Source organism: Massilimicrobiota sp. An80, from assembly GCF_002159255.1.
Classification (GTDB): domain Bacteria; phylum Bacillota_I; class Bacilli_A; order Erysipelotrichales; family Coprobacillaceae; genus Allocoprobacillus; species Allocoprobacillus merdigallinarum.
Genome location: NZ_NFHI01000030.1, coordinates 1 through 22,043 on the forward strand (window position 1 = coordinate 1; position 22,043 = coordinate 22,043).

Consider the following 22,043-nt stretch of genomic DNA (forward strand, 5'->3'; position numbering starts at 1 on the left):
TATTTCAATTTTACATATAAACCTAAACGTCATCAACTACGTATTAATAAAGTTGATAGAAAGGAGAAGGTATATTTTAATGACTGATAAATGAGTCAATTATAATATACCAGGATATTATGTTATTTGTATCATGGAATGTGAATGGCTTAAGAGCATGCTTGAATAAAGGATTTCAAGATTTTTTCTTATCAGTTGATGCTGATATTTTTGCGATTCAGGAAACAAAACTTCAAAAGCATCAGCTTGATTTACAGTTTGATGGTTATGTCTCTTATTATAATGATGCCCTGAAGAAAGGATACAGTGGGACGGCTATTTATACAAAGAGAGAACCTCTTTCAGTCAGTTATGGTTTAGGTAAGGAAGAACATGATCAGGAAGGTCGTGTGATTACTTTAGAATATGAGAATTTTTATTTTGTTACTGTGTATACGCCTAATTCTAAAAGAGGCTTAGAACGTCTAGATTACCGCCAAGTGTGGGAAGATGCATTTAGAGAATATGTGAATACATTAAAACAGAAAAAATCTGTTGTGATTTGTGGCGATTTGAACGTGGCTCATCAGGAAATTGATTTAAAAAATGATAAAACAAATCATAAAAATGCTGGATTTACAGATGAAGAAAGACAAAAATTTACAGAATTACTAGAGAGTGGATTTATTGATACTTTCAGATATAAATATCCAACTTTAGAAAAATATTCTTGGTGGTCTTATATGTTTAAAGCAAGAGAAAAAAATGCTGGCTGGCGTATTGATTATTTTGTTGTATCAGATAATCTAAAAGAACAGATTCAAGATGCTTATATCTATAATGATGTATTTGGATCAGATCATTGTCCAGTCGGTGTTGAATTGGAGGGATTGCAATGAAATTCATGATTGTTTCAGATATTCATGGCTCATATACAGATTTAAAGAGAGTTATGGAGATTTATGAAGAAGAAAAAATGGATAAATTGGTTTTATTAGGTGATTTATTATATCATGGTCCTAGAAATCCTTTACCAGAAGGCTATCAGCCTCAAGAAGTCATGAAACTCTTGAATGCTTATAAAGAGAATATTATAGCAGTACGAGGAAACTGTGATGCTGAAGTGGATCAGATGGTATTGGAGTTTCCTATGAGAGGGGATTATAGTGAACTTTATTTAGATGGGCATCGTTTCTTTTTTACACATGGGCATTTATATGATGAAGAACACTTACCTATGTTAAAGGCGGGAGATGTCTTTATGTATGGTCATATTCATAAACCAGTGTTAAAAAAAGAAAATGATATCACGATTTTTAATCCATCCTCTATATCTTTGCCAAAGGCTGGACAGAAAAGCTTTGGTATCTATGAAAATGGTGAATTGAAAATTGTATCTTTTGATAAAAAGGTGCTTCAAAGTATAAAAATATAAAAAAATAGAAAAAAACCGTGAAATTAAATCAAAAGTATGGTATTTTTATATTGATAGGGGTGAGTATATGGCTAAGTACAGAGATATTGCTGATGATATTCGTCAAAAAATAAAAAATCAAGAATATACATTTGGTCAAAAACTTCCCTATGAGTATGTTTTATGTATGAGCTATCATTGTAATAAAGAAACAATGAAAAAGGCATTAGATATATTGGTCAAAGAAGGACTCATTATCCGTCGTCGTGGTGCGGGGACATTTGTGAAGGATTATGATCCTGCCATGGATAATCCTGTTAGTAAATTTGGACGTGGTTTGACGGCACAATATGAAGGAATTAAAGAAGTCACAAGTGAAGTCCTGGAATTTGAAGTTGTTCCAGCGGATGAACATTTATCAGAGAAATTACAGATAGATGTTGGCGATTTTGTCTATCATATTATAAGGCTCAGATTTTTAGATAAAATTCCTCATTTAATTGATATTACATATATCCCCATTAGTGTTGTTCCTAATTTAAAGTTACAGCATTTAAAAGGATCTGTATATGGATATATCGAAAAAGTTTTAAAGTTAAAAATCCAAAGCTGTCATTTAACGATTAATGCAGCTTTATCTACACCTTTAGAACAACAATATTTGGGATTAAAAGAAAATGAGCCGTATATTCAAGAAGAGCAGATTTCTTTTTTAAGCAATGGTTCTATTTTCGAATATACACTCTCAAGACAGCATTTTTCTCATTTTGAATTTCAGACTGTTATAGTACAACAATAGCTATCCTAAGGGATAGTTTTTTTACTAGAAAGAGTAGTCGGTATGATTAATGATTAAAAGACAAATATTTATAAAAAATGGCATAGTTATTCATATTTTGAGCAAAAAATACAAAAAAACAACTAAAAAACAGGTAAAATAAAATAAAAAATAAGTAAAAAAACACTGTTAAAACCGTCTTTTATTGGAAAAGTACCATACTTTTGATATAAAAGCATTGACTTTTAATAAAAAAAATTTTATACTTATATTGTCAAAAATATTTTAAGGGAGGAAAAATTTTATGGATGCTTTTGCTGATAAGCTAGGGCGCATTGGAGCATGGGCTGGACAAAACAAATATCTTGGTGCCATCAAAAATGCGTTCCAAAACTTCATGCCAGCAACTATTGCTGGTGCCATTGGTGTTCTTTGGACAAACGTATTAATTACCGATGCTGTTGTCAATGGTGCACCTCAAGGGCTAGGTGGGTTAATTCCTGCTGTTATGGTTTTAGAACCAATTAATGCTGTATTCAACGCAATACAGTTCTGTTCAATTTCATGTATCGCTATTGGAATTGTTATGTTAGTTGCTCAAGAAATTGGGGAAGCTAACGGTGAAACTGGAGCTTTTCCAGCTATTTTAGGATTTATGTGCTGGGCTATGGTTACTCCAACTGCACATGCAGTAACTGGATTAACTGCTTACACTGATGCAGCTGGTACTGCTGTTACAATTGGAACAGTTTTAGAACAAGCTGGTGTTGATTTAGCTGGTGTAGGGACTTTCACTGGTTTTGCTGGAAGTTATATGGGAGCTACTGGTTTATTTACTTCATTGATTATTGGTATTTTTGGGCTTGAAATTTATAACTTCTTCCGTAAAAGAGAAGGATTAAAAATCAAAATGCCTGAACAAGTACCTCCAGGTGTTGCTCGTGCATTCGAAGTTTTAATTCCAACATTCTTAACTTTATTAGTTGTTGGTGTTATCGGATGGGCTGTACAAATGGCTACTGGTGGATTATATTTCAATGATGTTATTTCTACTTATTTACAACAACCATTACAAGATATCATTGGTGCTAATATCGTAGCAGTTATGTTAATGTATGTATTAATCTCATTATTCTGGTTAGTAGGTATTCATGGTAATAACATGTTATCTGCTGTTAAAGAACCAATCTTCCGTCCAATGTTATATGCAAATACAGCTGCATTTACTGCTGGAAAACATGGAGCAGAAATCCCTAATGTATTGAACTTAACAATGTTACAAATGTTCGCTGAATGGGGAGGTTCTGGGGTTACTTTAGGTTTAGTTATTGCAATCTTTATCTTTGGTAAACGTGAAGATAACCGTGCAATTGCTACATTATCTATCGTTCCAGGTCTTTTCAATATCAATGAAACAGTTACATTTGGTATTCCATTGGTATTAAACCCAATCTTAGGTATTCCATTTATTCTTGCTCCAGTAGCATGTATCTTCATCGGATGGTTATTAGTTACTATTGGATTCTGTCCAAAAATCGTTATCGAAGTTCCATGGACAATGCCACCATTATTATTAGGATTCTTAGCAACTGGTGGAAGTTTCATGGGTGCTGTTTCACAAGTTATCGTTATTGTAGTATCTACATTAATTTATATTCCATTCGTAATTGTTTACGAAAGATTCCAAAACAAACAAGCTGCTGAAGCTGAATAAGATATTAAACGATTTTGAAAACTTAAAGAGCGGAATTTCCGCTCTTATTTTTTTAAAGTTTAAATTGTTATTTATATGCATATCGTGTATAATATTCAAAGGGAAGTGAGGAGTTTTATGGAAGAAGAAGTTAAAGAGTTTAAAGTGCGAATGAATACTGCAACAATTATTTTTCTTACTGCATTAGCATTCTATACTGTGTTTACAGTTTTCACGCAGGATAAACAGACTGCTTTGGTTATTGTCGTTTTTGCAATTGTTTGTTTTGCATTTTTCTTAGGATGTAGACCAAACAAATATACTATACATAATAGAGAATTAACAATTCATTATTATTTGTGGAAAAATAGTCATGTAGATTTAATGAACTGTGATACAATTTGTGATCCTGTTCCACGTATGGCTGACTTAGTGACAAGACCACATGCAATTGAACTTTATACAAATACAAAGAAAAGATATTGCTTTTTTCCAAAGAAAAGAGTTGAATTTGTACATGCAGTTGTAAAGGCTAATAAAAGAATTCATTGTACAGTTAAAGAATATACAGATGTTTATAGAATCTTAGAAAAGAAAGATCGTAAAGAAAGAAGAAAAGCAGAGAAAAAAGCTGCAAAAGAAGCTGCACAATCAAAGAGTTAATAAAGCGAGTATATAATCATAGAATTGATTATGTACTTTTTTTCTCCTGAAATATGTCATTTTTTATGTATAATGAATAGAAGGAGGATATAATTATGCAATTAACATTAGAACATTTATCTTTTTATTTGAATCAATGTGAAAATAAACGCTTAAGCTGGCATACCTTAAAGGCTTATCGCATTGATTTAAAACAGTTTTATTCATTTATGATGAATAAGGATATGAATAAGCGTGAAATATCTTACTATATTCATTATCTGAATCATCATTTTAAACCTAAGACTGTCAAACGCAAATTAGCGAGTTTACATGCTTTTTTTGAAGATATGGTCTTTTATGAAATAATTCAAGAGAATCCAATGGACAAAATGAGGTATAAAATTCAAGAAGAAAAGACTTTACCACGCATTATTCAATACCATCAATTACAGGATTTACTTCATCGTTTAGATCAAGATCAGCACTTTTTTATAAAAAGAGATAAAGCCGTGATTGAATTGCTTATTTCTACAGGGATTAGAGTTTCTGAATTATGTGCTATTAAAAATGAAGATATTTATTTAGAGGAAAAGTATCTCATTATTTATGGCAAGAATGCAAAAGAAAGAGTTATATTTTTAGGTGAGGAAGTTTATCTGGCATTAAAAGAATATGAACAGGCTTTTCATGACAGGATTAGTCAGCAGGAATATTTTTTTATCAATAACCAATATCATCGTTTAACAGATCAGTCTGTTCGTCATATTATCAATAGATATACAGATGATTTTCATATCACACCACATATGTTTCGCCATACCTTTGCCACAATGCTTTTAGAGCAGGATGTTGATATATCATATATCCAAAAGATATTAGGTCATAGCTCTATTACAACAACCAGCATTTATGCCTATGCTTCTATTCAAAGACAAAAAGAGATTATGATGAATAAAAATCCAAGGCAACTTATTAAATAATATTTCTTTTTTATATATTTTCATATATGATAATGATGAGGTGATAACAATATGCAAAGATATGAAGTCTGGCGACAATTATATACATATGCAGATGAGTGGGTACAGCTAAAACCATGGGAAGTCTTATGGAGTAATGATTTTGTTGCTTTAGAGATTAATGAGAAAACATATTATTGTACAATTATGGGGAAATTAGGTGATTGTATTGGGGTATCTATATATGAAGGAGAAGAGGGATATGCAGATTTATGTAGTATAGCTCATGAATATCCAGATCAGGCTATTGCGCAATATATGATGTTTGAACAAAATTGTTTAACATTTTATATGGGAGATCGCGAAGAGGTTCCAAAAGGTCAAAAAGAAATCATTAAAAAATTAGGATTAAAATATAGAGGAAAAGGACATTGGCCATATTTTCTTTCATTTGTGCCAAGATTTTATCCTTATGAAATTAATGATCAACAAGCAAGTGTGATTGTACAAGTTTTTAAGCATCTCATTCCACTTATGAAAGCTTATATGAATCACGAAGTTGCTGTGGATTTTGATAATGGTGAGATACTTTTTGCTCATGATCATCATGGTTGGAAATATGAAGCTATACAAAGACCTGAAGAACAAGAAAAATTCTATGTTGTAGATTTGGAAGATCAGCAATATCTCAATTATTTAAAAGAGTTACCACAAACGCAAAATCAGTATATCATTGATTTGGCATATTTATCTGGTGGTTTTATAGATGAAAGATATGATCGTCCAGTCAGTTCACTTGTTTTATTAGTTATGGATTTGCTTTCACAAGAAATTATTAATATATATATGTTAAAACCTGAAGATGATGAAGATTCTATATGTATTCAACAATTGAGTAAAGTTATAGAAAAATTTGGGAAACCACAGGAAATTTTTGTTAGAAATCCAAGAGTTTATAGCTCATTAGTTTCTATTTGTGACACATGTCAAATTGATGTACATATTACATCATTACCAATGATGGATGACGTTTTGGGTCAAATGGAAAGCTTTATGCAAATGTAATATGATTCTTTATACTCTTTCATTGCAAAAATATATCTTTCATGTATAATAGAATGGACTTGTCAAAAAGGAGAATTGATAAAATGATAGCAACTCAAAATGTGTCTTTGCGATATGGCGATCGTGCTTTATTTGAAAATGTATCTATTCAATTTACTGAAGGAAACTGTTATGGAATTATTGGTGCCAATGGGGCTGGTAAATCTACTTTTTTAAAGATTTTATCAGGAGAAATTGAACCGAATAAAGGTGAAGTTGTGATAACACCGGGACAGAGATTATCTGTATTAAAACAGGATCATTTTGCTTATGATGATCAGGAAGTTTTAAAAACAGTTTTAATGGGAAATAAACGTCTTTATGAAATTATGTTAAGAAAAGAAGAGCTTTACAGTAAAGCTGACTTTAATGATGAAGATGGTATTGAACTTGCTGAACTTGAAGGTGAGTTTATGGAAATGGATGGCTGGAATGCTGAAACTGATGCTGAAATTCTTTTAAATGGATTAGGTGTAACAGGTGAATATCATCACTTGCTTATGAAAGAATTAGGTGACCAACAAAAAGTCAAAGTTTTATTGGCACAGGCCTTATTTGGTAATCCTGATATTTTATTATTGGATGAGCCGACTAACCATTTGGATTTAAAAAGTGTCACATGGTTAGAAAATTTCTTATTGAATTTCCCTAATACAGTCATTGTTGTTTCTCATGATAGACATTTCTTGAATAAAGTTTGTACGCATATTGCGGATATTGATTATAGTAAAATTCAGTTATATATAGGAAATTATGATTTCTGGTATGAATATTCTCAGATGATGTTAAAACAGGCAAAAGAAATTAATAAAAAAGCTGAAGCAAAGAAAAAAGAATTGGAAGAATTTATTGCGCGTTTTAGTGCCAATGCTTCTAAAGCAAAACAGGCAACATCACGTAAAAAATTATTAGATAACTTAGAGATGGTAGATATTAAACCATCATTAAGAAGATATCCATTTATTGGTTTTACACCAGATAGAGAAGTTGGAAATATTGTTTTAACTGTTGAAGATTTAGGATACAGTCAAAATGGTGAACAAATCTTTGATCATGTCTCATTTTCTATTTCACCAAAAGATAAAGTTGCTTTTGTTTCAGATCATGAGCTGGCGGTGACAACTTTCTTTAAGATTATCATGGGTGAAATTACAGATTATACAGGAACTTTCCAATGGGGAGTGACAACATCTCAATCATATTTCCCAAAAGATAACAATGAATTTTTTGATGATTGTGATTTAACGCTTGTTGACTGGTTAAGACAATATGCTGGAGATGATGCTTATGAACAAGATTTAAGAGGCTGGTTAGGAAGAGTCTTATTTTCTGGAGAAGAAGCTTTAAAGAAAGCAAATGTCTTATCAGGTGGAGAAAAAGTCAGATGTATGCTGGCAAAAATGATGATGGCAAATGCCAATGTGCTTGTTTTGGATGAACCGACCAATCATTTGGATTTGGAATCTATACAGGCTCTTAATGAAGGATTAATTCGTTTTAAAGAAAATGTTTTATTTGCTTCTCATGACCATCAATTTGTACAAACAATTGCAAATAGAATTATTGAATTAACACCACAGGGATGTATTGATCGTTTATCAACATATGATGAATATTTAGAATATAAAGAAACTTTAGAAAATTAAACAATAATCAAGTTTTTTTAATTCTCATCTGGTATGATTTCAAAAGAAAGATAATAATCATAAATTAAAGATTGATAAAGGAGACGATGTTCATGATTTCATTTCAAAATATTGCGATAATTCAAGATATGCATGATTGTTTGATTCCAGAAGATCTCAAGGCAGATGTTATTCATTATTTAAAAGAAGCTCATATTCCCTATAAATAAATCTATACCATGCAAAGAAGTCGAAGATGGTCCTGCTAAAGAGAAAGCAATCAATCAATATAGACAGGCAGGATGTCGATCTCATTTGCATTGATGGGTATTTTACAAGTTCCGATACAATCAGATGTTATGTTTCAGCAGATCTGTCAATTCTTTGGTCCACAGATAGACTCTGATTTTGCGATTCAAAAACAAAATATTGAAAAGAAATCTGACGAAATGTACGAAAAGTGTTATAAAGACTGGTTACAGGAAGGAGAAATTCCTGTCAAAAAATAAGACTTATAAAATATGAAAGATTTAGGAATTATCTTTGCATATGATGATGCTTTTCGAGCAATCCGATTAGCAATGAATATGGAAATATATTTAAATCATGCTTGAGAACGTTTAACTGAAAAAGCAAAAGAAAAAGGTGGCAATGCTGTTTTAGGCATATGTTTTGATTAAAGAGATACATGAAAGCCCATGTTAATGGGAACAGTCGTTATATGAGAAAATGAGTAAAGTGATGTGTATGCATCACTTTTTTTGAATAGATTTTCAAAATATCGGAAACAATAGATAGTGATGTTTTATTTATGAAAAAACAAGCATATATAATAAAAAGGCTTATGTTCTTTGAACATAAACACCTTTTATTTTAGCAATATAAACACGATGATAATCCTGATCAGGATACCATTTTGTATCTAGAGATGTATCTTTAAAGTTTTCAGGTTTAATGTCATCTTCATAGATTTTTTCAACAATGAAGACCAAATGTGCTTCTTCAAATGTAGGTACGTCATCAATATATGTGGTATGGAAATGAACATGATTGATTTTATCTTGATCACGTCCAGAAACTGTACCTAAAACAGAAAGTTCTTTCTTATATCCATTAAAAAATGATAGAGAGAAGCATTCTTGCTGGTCAACAAACTGTTTTGTATAGCGTTGTGGACGGATAAATGCATAAACAACGTTTTGTCCCCATAAAACACCCATACCGCCCCAAGAAGCTGTCATCGTATTGACTTTTTGATGATTACCAGCCGTTATAAGCATCCAGTCTTTGCCAATGGCCTGAAAAGCATTCATATCTAGAGTATTTATATCTATTTTTTCAAATGCCATCATTCTTCCTCCTTTTTCCTGATTATAACATAGTATATGCAAAAAATATGAAATATAAAGAGGTGAAACCATAAAAATGAAAAAAATCATCAAAATCATTTCAATCATTATCTTGATTTTGACAATATTTATCATGGGTATCACTTTATATATTGGAAATTATTTATATGACTATACCCTCAATCCCCATTCTAATCATTCCTTATTTGATAGTGAACTTTATCAAAAAGATACCCAAGATGCTCAAAAATGGTTAGAAGATAAGAGTGTTCATCTTTCTATTTCAAGTTATGATGATCTTTTTTTACATGCTTATTATATTGAACAAAATAATCCCATTTATGCCATTATGGTGCATGGGTATCGAGGAGATAGTTCTAGCATTATTTCACCTGTCAAACATTTTTATGAGCAGGGATATAATCTTTTGATTCCTGATTTACGTGGTCATGGGCAAAGTGAAGGAGATTATATTGGAATGGGTTGGGATGATCGTTATGATATTATGGGATGGATTGACTATCTTGTATCTCAAAATCCACAGGCTCAAATTATTTTATATGGTGTTTCTATGGGTGGAGCTACGGTCATGGATGTAGCTGGAGAAAATTTACCATCACAAGTGAAGGCTGTTATTGAAGATTGTGGTTATACGAGTGTCTGGGATGTTTTTCAATACCATATTCCTATGAAAAAGTGGCAAAGTGAAGTGGCTTTGCATATGGCAAGTCTTGTGACTCAAATAAGAGCAGGCTATGCTTTGGAAGATGTTCAACCTATTCAACAGGTTCAAAAAAGTCAGATTCCTATTTTATTTATTCATGGTCAGGACGATGATTTTGTCCCCGTGGATATGATAGATGAACTCTATTTAAAAGCCAATTGCCCTAAAGAAAAACTTATTATTAAAGGAGCAGGTCATGCTCAAAGCTGTTCTACTGATGCGACAACATATTATCAGACTATTTTTCAATTTATTCATCGTTATACAAAAAAATAGATGTTATCAAACATCTATTTTAGGCTGTATGTGTGCGCATTTCATTTTTTAATTCATATAATGCATGACGGGCTTCTTCAATGTCATCAATCACATCATAAATTTCTTTACGTTGTTCTTCATTGATAGAATCATATTTAGAAATATCAAGAAGCTTTTCTAAAGCCTGATAAATATAATGATTTGCCTGATTTAATTGTTCCATCATTAACCTCCTTTAAATAAATAGATGTATACCAATCATAATCAATATCATTGATACATAATGATAACTCCAAATCTTATAGAATACAAGTAAAAAAATAAAAACAAGACTCCATAGGATCAATTGTAGAGCGATTAGTCCAAAAGATAAAGGTAAAGAAAAGAAAATAAAAAAGAAAATGTGAATCAATGTATAAAAGCTTATATATTTGAACCATTGTTTCAAAAAAATCTCATGTTTCTTTCGTTTAGAAAGACGTAAGCTTATCAATGTATCAAGATAGAGATACTGATAAACGATTTGATAGAAAATATAACTCCAGAATATTTGGATGATAACAAAAATAAGATATCGAAAATCAAAGAAGGGATAGTGAAGAAGAATATAAGGTGTTATATCCTGATAAAGATATTTCAAAAAATAAACAAGCAAGCCATAAATAACAGTTATTTTAATCCATTTCATCTAAGAATAATTGTCCCTCTTCTAAACGATAGATATGTGTATAATGGATATCTGGTAAGTAATCATGAGCAGCAATCACAATGGTATGTCCTTTGTCATGTAATTGATTGATGAGCTGACAGAATGTATGAATAGATGTCTGATCTAAACCACGTGTGGGTTCATCTAATAAAATAAGTTCCTGATTTTCCATAATGGCTTGAATGATACCTGCTTTTTGACGCATACCAACAGAAAAGTTTTTTAACTTCATGGAGCTATGTAAATCTAATTGAAATTGTTGACACAATGATTCAATATAGCTGCTATCATATTGATTTTTTAAAGAAGCCAGGAATTGAAGATTATAAGCGAGAGTTTCGTTTTCTAGAAAACCTGGATTTTCAATTAAAGCTCCAATCTGTAAATCATTCTTTTTGGTGATTGTCCCTGAAGTAGGTTTGATAATATCGCAGATCAGCTTAAAAAGTGTTGATTTTCCTGAACCATTGATACCATGAATATAGATACATTCATGACCATCAAGATGAAATGAAAGATGTTGTAATACGGGTTGTTTATGAAAACTTATACTTAAATCTTGAATATCTAACATAAATCCTCCTTAAAATAGTTTTGTATAAACAATATGAAATAAAAAGTTCATAAAGATAGGTAAAGCTAAATAAATAAAATTCTTTTTTTGACCAATTTGTAGATATATGAATGTTGTTTCAATAAAAGTGACAATAAGATTAAGAATCATAAATAAAATCGTCACAAACATATCTTCTGGTAAGATGCCACCAAAAAAGAAAGCATAGCTTATATAAATAATCATTGTATAAATAAAACTGACCATCATTAAGAAATAATAAACGGAAGTATATGTTTTCTGTTCACCAATTCTTGTGATAATAGGAGATAGCAAGCGATTGCATTGTGCTGTAAACTGATAGTTCATTAATAAAAAGACATTATTCATATAAACACAAAGATAATTCGAATAAATGAGACAAATTGTATAAGTGTTTTTTCCACAAAGGATGGGTGATGCAAACAACATCATAATCAATATGATCATGACTTTCACATCGAGAAGTTTGAACCATTTTTTAATCATTTGTTTCTCTCCTTTTCAATAAGATCTGAAAACAAAGATAAGAAACTATGGCATATATGAAAAAACAAATCGCATACAATGCAAGATGTGAAAGACCAAATGGATTTTCACGAACATGTTCTAATCCTAATGCAACTAAATTGTTGATTTGAATAAGAAAAGCTGCTTCTGGAATAGGTAAATACCCTTGAATCAAGGCGGGAATTAATACCAGCAAAATACCAATGATCACACCACAACAACGATAGACATATTTGTTGGTGATAAAAGTCTGTAATGCCAAAATAACACTGGACATTAAAGCATAGCCTAAAGAAGTGAGGGTTATAAAAAGAATCAGATTGATCACTTCAATAGGGCATAGAAGCTGAGTCGTGATATAGTATCCATCAGGATAAGTCATGCTTTGAAAATGTATAGGAATTAAAAAAACATGACAGAAAATAAGTAGGCCTACCTGGATCAGGGTGATCACTCCAAAGGTCAAAAGTATATTTTTGATGCTGACTTCCAGATAATAATGTCTTCTTGTTAATCTTGTTTCAATCATGTAAGCACTGCGAGTTTGATGCATATTTAAAAAATCATATGCCATGATATTTGGCAGCAACAGCATCAGTAAAATAAATAAAAATGGGTTTGTACCAATACGATATAAACTGTAAAAAAATTCAAGTCCAGCATTAGGATAAGCTTCCTGATAACCAGGACTGGAAAAAATAGATTGTTGAAAACTATAAATAGTGCTTATGATAATGAATATAAAAATGACAGTCACTAGAAATAGTTTTTCTTTTGAAAGAAACGCTTTCCATAAGGAACGATGTCTTTCCATAAAATTATTGTCCTCCTTTCTTATATGTTTCCTTTATACCTTAACAGACTTATGCAAAAATAAGTCGAAAGTGTGCTAAAAATGCACAAACAGGAGTGAAAGTGGCATTTTTTATTTAAAAATGAATAGGTAAAATAAAAAAAGGGATAAGGAGTGAAGGACATGAAAGTATTTATTTGTATGGATGATGAAGATTGTATAGAAAAATTAAGTGAATTATTATATCAGACACATATGAAAGAAGATATATCTATTGATAGCTATGATCAATTTGTCAATATAGCATTTTTACGTCAAAGAGAAAGCTATGATGTGGCTTTTATTGGAGATCGTATTCATGGTGACAATGGTTTTTTAATGGGTGAGTATTTACATGATGCGAATCCTGAATGTTTGATTATCTATATTGGTGATGATTATGCGCATATGCATGAAAGTTTTCGGGCATATGGATATCAGATGTTTTTAAAACAGGAATTACCAGAACTGTTTAATGGTGAATTTCAAAGAATATGGAGTCATTACCAAAAATTACATCACGAGGAAATCTTCTATCTTGATAATGGAGGAACACGACGTTTTTTACCAGGGGAAATCGTTTATATTGAAAATGGACGTTTTCAAACACAGGTGGTGACTGCACATCAGCGTTTTTATGGACATTTTGGTGATTTAACCAAAACAAAAACGAAGTTATTGAAGTATTCTTTTTTTCAGATGCATCCCCGTTATTTTGTAAATATGCATTATATTTTAATGATTCGAAATGGTGAATTAGAAATGAAAAATGGAGATTGTATTCCAACTTCTATCATGAATAAAGAATTAATTAATGATGCGATTCAATCTTTTCTTTCTAGTCAGTAAAAAATATGAATAAATATTGAAAAAAAAGGTAAGAAATGATATTATTCAATTAGTTATACAACTGACGGAAGTGGAATAGACCACATGGAGTATAATGGGAAAGAGTCGACCGTCTGGGCAACAGTCTGGACGTTTAGACTCTTTTTTTGGTTTTTCATAAATTGATAACGATATCAATAGTCAAAACCATGAATTTGTGATATAAAGAAAGTGTCAAGAGGTCCTAAAAATAAAAAAAGAAAGGGTGTTTAATGATGTTAACAGATGTAGAGATTGCACAAAGTGCAAAAATGAAACCCATCAAGGAGATTGCTGAAAAAGTTGGACTTGATGAAGATGATTTGGAGCTTTATGGTAAGTATAAAGCTAAGATTTCATTAGAAGCGATTTCTCAACTTAAGGAAAAAGAAAATGGAAAGTTAATCTTAGTGACTGCCATTAATCCCACACCTGCAGGTGAAGGAAAGACAACAACAATGATTGGATTATCTCAAGCATTGAATAAATTAGGGAAAAAATCTGTTGTGGCTATGCGTGAACCAAGCTTAGGTCCATGTTTTGGCGTGAAAGGTGGTGCAGCTGGTGGTGGTTATGCTCAAGTTGTTCCAATGGAAGATATCAATCTGCATTTTACTGGTGATATTCATGCTATTACGACTGCCAATAATTTAATTGCAGCGATGTTAGACAATTCTATTCAACAGGGAAACCCATTGGATATTGATACAAGACAGATTGTCTGGAAAAGATGTGTGGATCTTAATGATCGTGCATTAAGACATATTGTTGTGGGACTTGGTGGTAAAGTCAATGGTGTTCCTAGAGAAGATGGATTTGATATTTCAGTAGCGAGTGAAGTCATGGCTATTTTGTGTTTAGCAACATCATTGGAAGATTTAAAACAACGTGCAGGACGTATGATTGTGGCTTATAATCATGCAGGTGAACCTGTGACGGTGGATGATATTCAGGCTACAGGAGCTGTCACATTATTATTGAAAGATGCTATTAAGCCCAATTTGGTCCAAACACTTGATCATACGCCAGTCTTTGTTCATGGGGGTCCATTTGCGAATATTGCACATGGATGTAACTCTGTTATGGCAACAAATTTAGCTATGAAATTAGGTGATTATGCCATTACTGAAGCTGGTTTTGGAGCTGATTTAGGTGCTGAAAAATTCTTAGATATCAAATGTCGTCAGGCTGGATTAAAACCAGATGCAGTTGTTATTGTCGCAACTGTCCGTGCGCTTAAAATGCATGGTGGCGTAAAGAAAACAGATTTAGCAGTAGAAAATTTAGATGCCCTTAGAAAAGGAATTGAAAACTTAGAAAAACATATTGAAAATATTCATAAATACCATTTGCCTAGTGTTGTTGCTATTAATGCTTTTCCAACCGATACAAAGGCTGAACTTGAATTATTAAAGGAAATCTGTAAACAAAAAGGTGTCGATGTTGCCATTAGTGAAGTGTGGGCAAAAGGAGCAGATGGTGGCATTGAATTGGCTGAAAAATTATTAGAAGTCTTAGATACAAAAGAAGCTCATTTTGAGCCATTATATGATTTGAATTTACCAATTGCTGACAAAATCAAAGTCATTGCAAAAGAAATCTATGGTGGGGATGATGTGACTTTCACTAAGAAGGTCATGAATAAAATGAAAAAATATGAAGCACAGGGATTAGGTCAATTACCAATCTGTGTCGCAAAAACACAATATTCATTATCTGATGATCCAACATTGCTTGGTCGTCCTCATGGATTTGTGGTTGAAATCAATGATTTGATTCCAAATACAGGTGCAGGATTTTTAGTCGCTATTAGTGGCGATATTATGCGTATGCCTGGATTACCAAAACAACCCGCTGCCGTGAATATGGATATTGATGAAGATGGCAAGATTGTTGGATTATTTTAAATAGAAGGAGATGGAGAAATGAAAGTAGCAGTGATTATGGGTTCAACAAGTGATTTACCTAAAGTTGAACCAGCTATTCAAATTTTAAAAGATTATGGTGTTGAAGTTCAGGTGAGATGTTTATCAGCTCATCGTGCTCATCTAGGACTTAGTGAGTTTATGAAGGAAATCAATCAAAATGGGACAGAGGTTGTAATTACAGCAGCAGGTATGGCCGCTGCTTTACCAGGAGTTGTCGCATCGCAAACAGTATTACCTGTTATTGGTGTTCCACTAAGTGGCGCAACATTAGATGGTATGGACGCTTTGTTGTCAATTGTCCAAATGCCTTCTGGTATCCCAGTTGCAACAGTCGCTATTAATGGAAGTAAAAATGCAGCTTATTTAGCATTACAGATGATGGCTGTACATCATGAAGAATTAAAAACAAAACTCATCGCCTTCCGTCAGGATAATGAAAAACAGGCAATGAAAGCAAATCAGGAAGTTATGGAAAAATATCAATAAAAAAGGAGAACAAAACAATGGCAAAATTATTATATGAAGGAAAAGCAAAACAAGTTTATGAAACAGAAAATCCAAATGAATACATCATTCATTATAAAGATGATGCAACAGCTGGTAATGGTGTGAAACATGATCAGTTTGAAGGAAAAGGTGTCTTAAATAATACGATTTCTTGTATTATCTTTGATATGTTAGAAGAAGCAGGAATCAAGACACATATGATTGAAAAAATCAATGAAAGAGATATTCGTGTTAAAAAAGTAGAAATCTTCCCATTAGAAGTCATTATTAGAAATATTACAACAGGATCATTCTGTAAAAGATTAGGAGCAAAAGAAGGTATTGTCTTAGATGAACCAATATTCGAATTAAGTTATAAAAATGATGACTATGGTGATCCATTAATCAATGATGATCATGCAGTCGCATTAGGACTTGCGACTCGTGATGAATTAAGATATATCCGTGAAACAACATTAAAGATTAATGAATTATTAAAAGCATTCTTCTTAAAATTAAATTTAAAATTAGTAGATTTTAAAATTGAATTTGGTAAAACTGAAGATGGTCAAATCTTATTGGCAGATGAAATTTCACCTGATTCTTGTCGTTTATGGGATGTTGATACAAATCAAAAATATGATAAAGATGTCTTTAGACAAGATATTGGTGATTTAATTGAAACTTATAAAGCCGTTTTAGCAAGAATGGAAAATAAATAAGGAGAAAAAGTATGGATTATAAAAAAGCTGGTGTAGATATTGAAGCTGGATACAAATCAGTAGAATTAATGAAAGAACATGTCAAAGCAACGATGCGTCCTGAAGTGATTGGTGGACTTGGTGGTTTTGCTGGAGCATTTGATTTAAGTGCCATTAAAAATATGGAAGAACCTGTTTTATTATCAGGAACTGATGGTTGTGGAACAAAGGTGAAATTAGCTTTTGTGATGGATAAACATGATACAATAGGTATTGATGCTGTTGCGATGTGTGTCAATGATATTGCATGTAGTGGTGGAGAGCCATTGTTTTTCTTGGATTATATTGCCTGTGGAAAGAACTATCCTGAAAAAATTGCAACCATTGTTAAAGGGGTTGCTCAAGGTTGTCTTCAATCTGAGTGTGCATTAGTTGGTGGTGAAACAGCAGAACATCCAGGATTAATGCCTGAAGATGATTATGATTTGGCTGGTTTTGCAGTAGGTGTTGTTGATAAAAAAGATATTATTGATGGTTCAAATATCAAAGCTGGTGATGTTTTGGTTGGTATCGCATCTAGTGGTGTGCATAGTAATGGTTTTTCACTTGTGAGAAAAGTTTTTGATATCACAAAAGAATCATTAGAAACATATTATGATGAATTAAATGGAACATTGGGTGAAACATTATTAACACCAACAAGAATTTATGTCAAAGCTTTAAAAAATATCAAAAAAGCTGGCGTTCAAGTCAAAGGATGCTCACATATTACAGGTGGAGGATTTTATGAAAATGTTCCAAGAATGTTACCAGATCATGCATTAGCCCTCATTCGTAAAGATAGTTATCCTATCCCACCTATTTTCAATCTGATTCAAAAGAATGGACAAATCGAAGAACAGATGATGTATAATACGTTTAATATGGGGCTAGGAATGGTGATTGCTTTAGATCCTGCAGATGTTGACACAGCTATGAAAGCTATTGAAGCAGCAGGTGATCATTGTTATGTTGTTGGACATATTGAAGAAGGTCAAAAAGGAGTTCAGTTATGTTAAAGATTGCTGTGATGATATCTGGTGGTGGCACAGATTTGCAATCAATTATTGATGCCTGTCAGGCTGGAAAAATCAATGGAACGATTGAACTTGTGATTTCTAATCGTCAAAAAGCTTATGGTTTACAGCGTGCTCAAAAAGCAGGGATTGAAACAGCAGTTGTCAAAAAGAATGATACATTGATTGTATCAATGTTAAAGGAAAGAAACATTGATTTGGTTGTTTTAGCTGGTTATTTAGCCATTTTAACAGATGAACTGATTGATGCCTATCCAAATCAGATTATCAATATTCATCCTTCATTGATTCCTTCATTTTGTGGGGCAGGTATGTACGGAATGCATGTCCACGAAGCTGTTTTGAATAGAGGCGTGAAAGTCAGTGGGGCGACTGTTCATTTTGTCAGCAGTGAAATAGATGGTGGTCCTATCATTAAGCAGGTTGCCTGTGATATTTCGGATTTAGATAAACCAGAAGATATACAGGCTAGAGTTTTGGAGATTGAACATCGCATCTTACCTGAAGTTGTCGGGTTATATTGTGATGGAAGAATAAAAGTAGAAAATGGAAGGGCAAAGGTGATTTAAGTGAAAAGAGCTTTGATTTCTGTAACAAATAAAGATGGTGTTGTTGATTTTGCATCAGGTTTAGTGAAACTTGGATTTGAAATTGTTTCTACTGGTGGAACAATGAAAGTTTTAGAAGACAATGGTGTTCACTGTATTGCGATTGATGATGTCACTGGTTTTCCTGAAATGTTGGATGGGAGAGTGAAAACTTTACATCCTAAAGTTCATGGTGGACTTTTATTTAAAAGAGATAATCCAGAACATGTGAAAACAGTTCAAGAACATCATATTCAACCTATTGATTTGGTTTGTGTGAATTTATATGAATTTGAAAAAGCTTTAAGAGCTGGAAAACCAATGGAAGATATGATTGAAAATATTGATATTGGTGGACCTTCTATGATTAGAAGTGCTGCTAAAAACTTCAAAGATGTTTTGATTGTCACTGATCCAAGTGATTATGCAAAAGTCTTAGAAGCTATTGAAAACAATCAGACTGATTATGATTTCAGATTACGTCTTGCTTATAAAGCTTTTAGTACAACAGGGGCTTATGACGCCATGATTTCACGTTATTTTGCAGATGTATGTCATGATGAATTCCCTGATACTTTAAACATTTCATTAAAGAAAGTGGAACATTTACGTTATGGAGAAAACTCTCAACAGGCAGCTAATAAATATGAAGACAGCTATGTTCAAAAATCATTATTAGATTATGAACAATTACATGGAAAAGAAATTTCTTTCAATAATGTCAACGATTTATATGGAGCTGTGGCTTTAGTGAGAGAATTTGGTGATCAGATTGTTACAGCGGCTATTAAACATTCAACACCTTGTGGGGTTGCGATTGGTGAAACTGGTTATGATTCTTATATGAAAGCTTATGAAGCAGATCCACAATCTATCTTTGGTGGAATTGTAGCCGTGAACTATAAAATTGATAAACAGACAGCTGAACAGATGCATAAGATTTTCTTAGAAATCGTTGCAGCACCTGATTTTGATGTGGATGCTTTGGAAATCTTAAAGAAAAAGAAAAACTTACGTATCTTAAAATTAAAGAATTTAGATGCCAGAGATGCCAAATATGATATTAAATATCTTGAAGGTAAAGTGCTTGTCCAAGAGTTAAATACAAAGATGATTGATGAAATGAAAGTTGTCACTGAAGCAAAGCCTACACCAGAACAGCTAACAGATATGGAATTTGGTATGAAAGTTGTCAAATATGTTAAATCAAATGCAATCTGTATTGTGAAAAATGGTGTGACTTTGGCTATTGGTGGAGGACAGACTTCACGTGTCTGGGCTTTGGAAAATGCTATTAGAAACAATCCTGATAAGAATTTCGAAGGTTCAGTTTTAGCTAGTGATGCTTTCTTCCCATTTAATGACTGTGTTGAAGTTGCTGCCAAGGCAGGAGTTGGCGCTATTATTCAACCAGGTGGAAGTATCAGAGATCAGGATTCTATTGATTTGTGTAATGAAAAGAATATTCCAATGGTCTTTAGTGGATATAGACATTTTAGACATTAAGATATAAATAATGAATGCTAAACAGATGTGGGATAAGTTTTTGGACAAAGAGGCTGGAGATAGTTACGATGCATGGCAGTATGGTAGTCATGCCAATGGGCTTGCTTTACTGACATTACTGAAAATCAAAACAGCAACATCTTCAGCTTATCCCATATATGTCCAATACGATGAACCTCTACCACAGGTTGGAAATTACAGCATTATCTTAGATAAACAAGATCATGCTGTATGTATCATTCAAACGACAGAAGTTACCATCATTCCCTTTGATCAAGTGAATGATGAGCATGCTTATTTAGAGGGAGAGGGAGATCGTACGCTTGATTATTGGCGAAAAATACATGCAGATTTTTTTACACAGGAAATGGAAAATATGGGTCAGCAGTTTCATAAGGACATGTTAGTTGTGTGTGAAAAATTTAAAGTTGTATATCCAAAATCATAAGAGGAGGAAACCATGAAAGTATTAGTTATTGGTAGTGGTGGTCGTGAACATGCGATTGCTTATGCTTTAAATAAAAGCCAGAAAGTTGATGAAATTCATGCTATACCAGGAAATCCAGGTATGGCTGAAATTGGAACTTGTCATCCTGGTCATGTAGAAGATTTAGATAGTATTTTAAAATTTGTTGAAGAACATGCGATTGATTTTACAGTGATTGGACCTGAAGTGCCTTTATGCATGGGATTAGCTGATTTATTGGAAAGTCATGGACATAAAGTTTTTGGCCCAACGAAACAGGCTGCAACTTTGGAAGGAAGTAAAGCTTTTTCTAAGGATTTTATGAAAAGACATCATATTCCTACTGCCGCCTATCAGGAAGTTCACTCTTATGAAGAGGCTATTGAAGCTTTAACTTCATTTGATTATCCTGTTGTTGTCAAAGCAGATGGATTGGCAGCTGGTAAGGGTGTTGTGATTTGTGAAAATGAATCACAAGCAAAGCTGGCTTTACAGGAAATGATGGTAGAAGGAGCTTTAGACGGAGCTGGAAAAACAGTTGTTTTAGAAGAATTCTTAACTGGATTTGAATGTTCACTTCTTTGTTTTACTGATGGTGAAACAATCGTTCCCATGGTGAGTGCTAAGGATCATAAACAAATCTATGATGAAAATAAAGGACCAAATACAGGTGGTATGGGAACTGTTTCTCCAAATCCTTTCTTACCAGAGGGAATGGAAGAGATTTTGAAAAAAGATGTTCTAGAACCATTTATGGCTGGTTTAAAAGCTGATCATATGGATTATAGAGGTGTTGTTTTTATTGGTTTGATGATCGAAAATAATCAACCAAAAGTTCTTGAATTCAATGTTCGCTTTGGAGATCCTGAAACACAATCTATTCTTTTAAGATTAGATACAGATTTATTTGATATTATGTATGCTGTAAGTACAAAAACATTAAAAGATATTGATATTCAATGGAAAGACGAACATGTGGCCTGTCTTGTTTTAGCAAGTCAGGGTTATCCAGGAAGCTATGAAAAAGGCAAGGTTATTACGGGTATTGATCAGGTTGATGAAGATATCGTGATTTTCCATGCTGGAACTGCTATCAATCAAAATGGTGAGCTTGTAACAAATGGAGGACGTGTCTTAAATATTTGCGCCTATGGTCAAACATTAGAGGAAACACGTGATAAAGTTTATCAGGCTGCCAAGACTATTGAGTTTGATGGTAAATATTATCGTAAAGATATTGGATTAAATTGAGGTG

Annotated in this window: 24 protein-coding genes and 1 riboswitch; of the genes, 19 read left to right on the forward strand and 5 right to left on the reverse strand. The window is 32.6% G+C overall.

Annotated elements, in window-relative coordinates:
- Positions 1–119: 119 nt before the first annotated feature.
- The 9 genes from xth to B5G32_RS09005 all read left to right on the forward strand — a co-directional run bounded on the left by xth (position 120) and on the right by B5G32_RS09005 (position 8,706).
- Complete coding sequence (xth, locus tag B5G32_RS08965) at positions 120–878, forward strand: exodeoxyribonuclease III (protein WP_087244405.1); 759 nt, start codon at positions 120–122, stop codon at positions 876–878.
- Complete coding sequence (gene yfcE, locus B5G32_RS08970) at positions 875–1,414, forward strand: phosphodiesterase (RefSeq protein ID WP_087244406.1); 540 nt, start codon at positions 875–877, stop codon at positions 1,412–1,414. The genes xth and yfcE overlap by 4 nt, the downstream gene beginning before the upstream one ends.
- A 67-nt stretch (positions 1,415–1,481) precedes the next feature.
- On the forward strand, positions 1,482–2,192 hold the full coding sequence (locus B5G32_RS08975) for a GntR family transcriptional regulator (protein ID WP_087298285.1): 711 nt from the start codon (positions 1,482–1,484) through the stop codon (positions 2,190–2,192).
- Between the two features lie 283 nt (positions 2,193–2,475).
- Complete coding sequence (locus tag B5G32_RS08980; RefSeq protein ID WP_087936447.1) at positions 2,476–3,885, forward strand: PTS sugar transporter subunit IIC; 1,410 nt, start codon at positions 2,476–2,478, stop codon at positions 3,883–3,885.
- 117 nt (positions 3,886–4,002) lie between these two features.
- Entirely contained in the window at positions 4,003–4,527 is a 525-nt protein-coding gene (locus tag B5G32_RS08985; RefSeq protein WP_087244409.1) for a hypothetical protein, read from the forward strand.
- A 95-nt stretch (positions 4,528–4,622) separates the two neighbouring features.
- The gene (locus B5G32_RS08990) at positions 4,623–5,489 is read left to right on the forward strand and encodes a tyrosine-type recombinase/integrase (protein WP_239386227.1); all 867 of its coding nucleotides are present in this window, start codon (positions 4,623–4,625) and stop codon (positions 5,487–5,489) included.
- A gap of 51 nt (positions 5,490–5,540) precedes the next feature.
- Positions 5,541–6,533 carry a DUF7309 domain-containing protein gene (locus B5G32_RS08995; protein ID WP_087244411.1) on the forward strand — a complete coding sequence of 331 codons (993 nt, stop codon included), beginning with the start codon at positions 5,541–5,543 and terminating at the stop codon, positions 6,531–6,533.
- A gap of 83 nt (positions 6,534–6,616) precedes the next feature.
- Positions 6,617–8,218 (forward strand): ABC-F family ATP-binding cassette domain-containing protein, encoded by a 1,602-nt coding sequence (locus B5G32_RS09000; RefSeq protein WP_087936449.1) that lies wholly within the window; start codon positions 6,617–6,619, stop codon positions 8,216–8,218.
- Positions 8,219–8,499: 281 nt separating this feature from the next.
- The gene (locus tag B5G32_RS09005; RefSeq protein ID WP_087936450.1) at positions 8,500–8,706 is read left to right on the forward strand and encodes a hypothetical protein; all 207 of its coding nucleotides are present in this window, start codon (positions 8,500–8,502) and stop codon (positions 8,704–8,706) included.
- Positions 8,707–9,039: 333 nt separating this feature from the next.
- On the opposite strand, the gene B5G32_RS09010 is transcribed toward B5G32_RS09005, so the two are convergent.
- Positions 9,040–9,546, reverse strand: coding sequence for a flavin reductase (locus tag B5G32_RS09010; protein ID WP_087304243.1), 507 nt, complete (start codon positions 9,544–9,546; stop codon positions 9,040–9,042).
- Between the two features lie 76 nt (positions 9,547–9,622).
- Between B5G32_RS09010 and B5G32_RS09015 the strand changes: the two genes are divergently transcribed.
- A complete protein-coding gene (locus B5G32_RS09015; protein ID WP_087936451.1) occupies positions 9,623–10,546 on the forward strand; it encodes an alpha/beta hydrolase in 924 nt (307 codons plus the stop codon).
- 19 nt (positions 10,547–10,565) lie between these two features.
- On the opposite strand, the gene B5G32_RS09020 is transcribed toward B5G32_RS09015, so the two are convergent.
- The 4 genes from B5G32_RS09020 to B5G32_RS09035 form a co-directional block, all read right to left on the reverse strand.
- On the reverse strand, positions 10,566–10,751 hold the full coding sequence (locus tag B5G32_RS09020; RefSeq protein ID WP_087244417.1) for a hypothetical protein: 186 nt from the start codon (positions 10,749–10,751) through the stop codon (positions 10,566–10,568).
- Positions 10,752–11,202: 451 nt separating this feature from the next.
- On the reverse strand, positions 11,203–11,811 hold the full coding sequence (locus B5G32_RS09025) for an ATP-binding cassette domain-containing protein (protein ID WP_087244418.1): 609 nt from the start codon (positions 11,809–11,811) through the stop codon (positions 11,203–11,205).
- A gap of 9 nt (positions 11,812–11,820) precedes the next feature.
- Entirely contained in the window at positions 11,821–12,318 is a 498-nt protein-coding gene (locus B5G32_RS09030; RefSeq protein ID WP_087244419.1) for a hypothetical protein, read from the reverse strand.
- Positions 12,311–13,153: a hypothetical protein gene (locus tag B5G32_RS09035; protein ID WP_087936452.1), complete on the reverse strand. Its 843-nt coding sequence runs from the start codon at positions 13,151–13,153 to the stop codon at positions 12,311–12,313. Before B5G32_RS09035 ends, B5G32_RS09030 begins: the two co-directional genes overlap by 8 nt.
- A 162-nt stretch (positions 13,154–13,315) precedes the next feature.
- Here B5G32_RS09035 and B5G32_RS09040 point away from each other — a divergent pair, with 162 nt between their 5' ends.
- From B5G32_RS09040 to purD, 9 genes are all read left to right on the forward strand, one after another.
- Positions 13,316–14,020 carry a LytTR family transcriptional regulator DNA-binding domain-containing protein gene (locus tag B5G32_RS09040; RefSeq protein ID WP_087936453.1) on the forward strand — a complete coding sequence of 235 codons (705 nt, stop codon included), beginning with the start codon at positions 13,316–13,318 and terminating at the stop codon, positions 14,018–14,020.
- 47 nt (positions 14,021–14,067) lie between these two features.
- Positions 14,068–14,146, forward strand: a riboswitch (ZMP/ZTP riboswitch).
- A 128-nt stretch (positions 14,147–14,274) separates the two neighbouring features.
- Entirely contained in the window at positions 14,275–15,945 is a 1,671-nt protein-coding gene (locus B5G32_RS09045) for a formate--tetrahydrofolate ligase (protein ID WP_087244422.1), read from the forward strand.
- Between the two features lie 18 nt (positions 15,946–15,963).
- Positions 15,964–16,452 carry a 5-(carboxyamino)imidazole ribonucleotide mutase gene (gene purE / locus B5G32_RS09050; protein WP_087244423.1) on the forward strand — a complete coding sequence of 163 codons (489 nt, stop codon included), beginning with the start codon at positions 15,964–15,966 and terminating at the stop codon, positions 16,450–16,452.
- Positions 16,449–17,174, forward strand: a complete 726-nt coding sequence (gene purC, locus B5G32_RS09055) for a phosphoribosylaminoimidazolesuccinocarboxamide synthase (RefSeq protein WP_255374759.1) — start codon at positions 16,449–16,451, stop codon at positions 17,172–17,174. Before purE ends, purC begins: the two co-directional genes overlap by 4 nt.
- 11 nt (positions 17,175–17,185) lie before the next feature.
- The gene (gene purM, locus B5G32_RS09060; RefSeq protein ID WP_087244425.1) at positions 17,186–18,211 is read left to right on the forward strand and encodes a phosphoribosylformylglycinamidine cyclo-ligase; all 1,026 of its coding nucleotides are present in this window, start codon (positions 17,186–17,188) and stop codon (positions 18,209–18,211) included.
- Positions 18,205–18,798, forward strand: a complete 594-nt coding sequence (gene purN, locus B5G32_RS09065; protein ID WP_087244426.1) for a phosphoribosylglycinamide formyltransferase — start codon at positions 18,205–18,207, stop codon at positions 18,796–18,798. The genes purM and purN overlap by 7 nt, the downstream gene beginning before the upstream one ends.
- A complete protein-coding gene (gene purH / locus B5G32_RS09070; RefSeq protein WP_087936455.1) occupies positions 18,799–20,322 on the forward strand; it encodes a bifunctional phosphoribosylaminoimidazolecarboxamide formyltransferase/IMP cyclohydrolase in 1,524 nt (507 codons plus the stop codon). It begins immediately after the preceding gene.
- 10 nt (positions 20,323–20,332) lie between these two features.
- Positions 20,333–20,770, forward strand: coding sequence for an ASCH domain-containing protein (locus B5G32_RS09075; RefSeq protein ID WP_087936456.1), 438 nt, complete (start codon positions 20,333–20,335; stop codon positions 20,768–20,770).
- Between the two features lie 12 nt (positions 20,771–20,782).
- Positions 20,783–22,039: a phosphoribosylamine--glycine ligase gene (gene purD / locus B5G32_RS09080; RefSeq protein ID WP_087244429.1), complete on the forward strand. Its 1,257-nt coding sequence runs from the start codon at positions 20,783–20,785 to the stop codon at positions 22,037–22,039.
- Positions 22,040–22,043 lie beyond the last annotated feature (4 nt).

Coding starts and splice junctions, on each gene's coding strand:
- xth (WP_087244405.1), top strand. CDS start 120: ATGTTATTTGTATCATGGAATGTGAATGGCTTAAGAGCATGCTTGAAT.
- yfcE (WP_087244406.1), top strand. CDS start 875: ATGAAATTCATGATTGTTTCAGATATTCATGGCTCATATACAGATTTA.
- B5G32_RS08975 (WP_087298285.1), top strand. CDS start 1,482: ATGGCTAAGTACAGAGATATTGCTGATGATATTCGTCAAAAAATAAAA.
- B5G32_RS08980 (WP_087936447.1), top strand. CDS start 2,476: ATGGATGCTTTTGCTGATAAGCTAGGGCGCATTGGAGCATGGGCTGGA.
- B5G32_RS08985 (WP_087244409.1), top strand. CDS start 4,003: ATGGAAGAAGAAGTTAAAGAGTTTAAAGTGCGAATGAATACTGCAACA.
- B5G32_RS08990 (WP_239386227.1), top strand. CDS start 4,623: ATGCAATTAACATTAGAACATTTATCTTTTTATTTGAATCAATGTGAA.
- B5G32_RS08995 (WP_087244411.1), top strand. CDS start 5,541: ATGCAAAGATATGAAGTCTGGCGACAATTATATACATATGCAGATGAG.
- B5G32_RS09000 (WP_087936449.1), top strand. CDS start 6,617: ATGATAGCAACTCAAAATGTGTCTTTGCGATATGGCGATCGTGCTTTA.
- B5G32_RS09005 (WP_087936450.1), top strand. CDS start 8,500: ATGTCGATCTCATTTGCATTGATGGGTATTTTACAAGTTCCGATACAA.
- B5G32_RS09010 (WP_087304243.1), bottom strand. CDS start 9,546: ATGGCATTTGAAAAAATAGATATAAATACTCTAGATATGAATGCTTTT.
- B5G32_RS09015 (WP_087936451.1), top strand. CDS start 9,623: ATGAAAAAAATCATCAAAATCATTTCAATCATTATCTTGATTTTGACA.
- B5G32_RS09020 (WP_087244417.1), bottom strand. CDS start 10,751: ATGGAACAATTAAATCAGGCAAATCATTATATTTATCAGGCTTTAGAA.
- B5G32_RS09025 (WP_087244418.1), bottom strand. CDS start 11,811: ATGTTAGATATTCAAGATTTAAGTATAAGTTTTCATAAACAACCCGTA.
- B5G32_RS09030 (WP_087244419.1), bottom strand. CDS start 12,318: ATGATTAAAAAATGGTTCAAACTTCTCGATGTGAAAGTCATGATCATA.
- B5G32_RS09035 (WP_087936452.1), bottom strand. CDS start 13,153: ATGGAAAGACATCGTTCCTTATGGAAAGCGTTTCTTTCAAAAGAAAAA.
- B5G32_RS09040 (WP_087936453.1), top strand. CDS start 13,316: ATGAAAGTATTTATTTGTATGGATGATGAAGATTGTATAGAAAAATTA.
- B5G32_RS09045 (WP_087244422.1), top strand. CDS start 14,275: ATGTTAACAGATGTAGAGATTGCACAAAGTGCAAAAATGAAACCCATC.
- purE (WP_087244423.1), top strand. CDS start 15,964: ATGAAAGTAGCAGTGATTATGGGTTCAACAAGTGATTTACCTAAAGTT.
- purM (WP_087244425.1), top strand. CDS start 17,186: ATGGATTATAAAAAAGCTGGTGTAGATATTGAAGCTGGATACAAATCA.
- purN (WP_087244426.1), top strand. CDS start 18,205: ATGTTAAAGATTGCTGTGATGATATCTGGTGGTGGCACAGATTTGCAA.
- B5G32_RS09075 (WP_087936456.1), top strand. CDS start 20,333: ATGAATGCTAAACAGATGTGGGATAAGTTTTTGGACAAAGAGGCTGGA.
- purD (WP_087244429.1), top strand. CDS start 20,783: ATGAAAGTATTAGTTATTGGTAGTGGTGGTCGTGAACATGCGATTGCT.